Here is a 2,093-nt window from a genome sequence, read left to right on the forward strand (position 1 = left end):
CCGCGTCTGCAGGTCAAACATGCACGCGGCAGCCATACCTTTACCCTGTTGCTGGGCAAACAGCTCTCCACCCTCTTTACCAACCCCGAAGAGGAGGAAAAAGCCTATCCCTTTGGCGAGGTCATTCAGCATCCGCAAAATCCGCACATCTGGGGAATTCGCAACCTGAGCAAACAGCCTTGGCAGATTCGTTTTCCCGATGGCAGCCGCAAAGAGGTACCACCCGAACGTTCGGCACCTCTGAGCATCGGGTTGGAACTTGACTTTATCGGCTTATCCGGCCACATTGTGGCTTAAAGAAAATCATGAAGCCCTCCCCGCCCAGCAGCGGGGGCGGTGTTGGTTGTTTTATTACTACTTTAGAGCATCATATATTTCCAAAAGGGTTTAGCATGGCGGCATTCAATGAGATGCTTCGTGTGCGGTTGCACGAGTTGCTCAACAGCCAAGGCGGTGCTCTGTTGCAGGATCCCCGTCGTTTGGAAGCGTTGTTGCGGGATCTGAGCGATGGCAGCAGCCTTTCGGATCTGCACCTGCTGATGCAGGGCCTGAAAAGCGGTATCCCCGCACAAATAGTGGAAGATGTGACTCGTGGCCTACCCACCAGCGCCATTCTGCCGCGCCTGGTCTTGCGTCTGGAAGAGGCGCATATTGCGGCCAAGGCGGCCCAATGGTGTGTTAACAGTTGGTGTCTGGCCTTGGGCTATGAGCTACCCGAACCGGAACAGCCCGCCAACAAGCGTAAAACTCCTGTTGATGACCGTTATCCGATCCATCCGCAACCTCTGCCCAGCGAATGCAGTTGGACCGATCCCTTGTTGGGCATGGCCTTTGTCTGGGTTCCTGCGGGCACCTTTTTGTTGGGCGACCTCTTTGACGAGGGGGGAGAGGATGAGCAGCCGGTACATGAGGTGACTCTGGATGGTTTTTGGTTGGGCAAATATCCGGTCACCCAGGGACAATGGCAGCAGGTGATGGGCCACAACCCCGCCTATTTTCAAAAGGGTGCAGACTATCCGGTGGAGCAGGTCTCCTGGGAGCCAGGAGGAGTTGGTCTTTGCCGGGCAGATCGGCGATGGCAAACTGCTGCGCATCCCCGCCAACGGCCCCCCTTGTGAACCGCTGCCCGCCGATCCAGCCCTGCTCGGCAGCGAAACCCACTCCCTCTGCTCCGAGGCGGCCGAACATCTCTGGCAAAGCGCCGTCTGGTATCGGCAAAAAGAGGAGAGCTTGCTGCTCTCCACCGATGGCCTCTCCGACTCCTTCGCCAGCCCGGAGGAGTTTTTGCGCTTTGCCAGCAGTCTCCCCCCCTTGTTGAACGAACAAGGCACCCTGACCATCGCCGAACATCTGCCGCAGTGGCTGGATCGCTACTCGCAAGAGGGCAGCGGCGATGATATGACCCTGCTCTTGCTTCACCCCTTGCACCATACAGGAGTTTAAGAATGTCCCTGCCCAGCGGCCATACGCTTGTTTCCAAAGAGCTGCAACTGCCCCTCCGCGTCGGCAAAAAATTGGCGGAAGGAGGTCAGGGCGAAATCTATCAGGTCACCTCCGGCAAACAACACTATGCCCTGAAATGGTATCATCCCCGCCAAGCCACCCCCGAACAAAAAGCCGCCATCAGCGCTCTGCTCAAACATGGTCGCCCCAAAGGTTTGGCCGGCAGCCGCTTTTTATGGCCTATCGATCTGGTGGAAGAGGAAAAAAACAGCCGTTTCGGCTATCTGATGCCCCTGCTGGACAGCCAACGCTTTGCCACTCTGGGGGAAGTGCAAGCACAACGCAAACCACCACCCGGCTATGGCACCATGTGCCGCATCTCCTTTCTGGCCGCCAGCAGCTATAAACAACTGCATATGGCCGGCTATTGCTACCGGGATATTTCTCGACAAAATCTGCTCTTTGATCCCAAAAATGGCGATATTTTGATTTGCGATAATGATAATGTCGGCATCAGCAATCAATCGACCTGTCAGGTGTTGGGCACCATGGAAAACATGCCGCCGGAATTGATCCTCAAACAGGCGGAACCCTCTACACAAAGCGATTTGCATGCTCTGTCGGTGTTGTTGTTTGAGTTGTGGGTCTGG

Annotated in this window: 3 protein-coding genes and 1 pseudogene; all 4 read left to right on the plus strand. The window is 56.0% G+C overall.

The window, feature by feature from the left end:
• Positions 1-297: pseudogene (locus EJP87_RS18075) on the plus strand (hypothetical protein); the annotation flags it as partial.
• A 95-nt stretch (positions 298-392) separates the two neighbouring features.
• Positions 393-1,118, plus strand: coding sequence for a formylglycine-generating enzyme family protein (locus EJP87_RS15625; RefSeq protein ID WP_193771448.1), 726 nt, complete (start codon positions 393-395; stop codon positions 1,116-1,118).
• A complete protein-coding gene (locus EJP87_RS15630) occupies positions 1,051-1,443 on the plus strand; it encodes a protein phosphatase 2C domain-containing protein (RefSeq protein WP_193771449.1) in 393 nt (130 codons plus the stop codon). Before EJP87_RS15625 ends, EJP87_RS15630 begins: the two co-directional genes overlap by 68 nt.
• A gap of 2 nt (positions 1,444-1,445) precedes the next feature.
• A partial coding sequence (locus tag EJP87_RS15635) for a protein kinase domain-containing protein (protein WP_227657701.1) occupies positions 1,446-2,093 on the plus strand: 648 nt, incomplete at its 3' end.

It is taken from the genome of Candidatus Magnetaquicoccus inordinatus (assembly GCF_004217665.1).
Classification (GTDB): domain Bacteria; phylum Pseudomonadota; class Magnetococcia; order Magnetococcales; family Magnetaquicoccaceae; genus Magnetaquicoccus; species Magnetaquicoccus inordinatus.

Excerpts from the sequence above, each read along its gene's own strand:
- EJP87_RS15625 (WP_193771448.1), top strand. The coding sequence starts at position 393 with ATGGCGGCATTCAATGAGATGCTTCGTGTGCGGTTGCACGAGTTGCTC.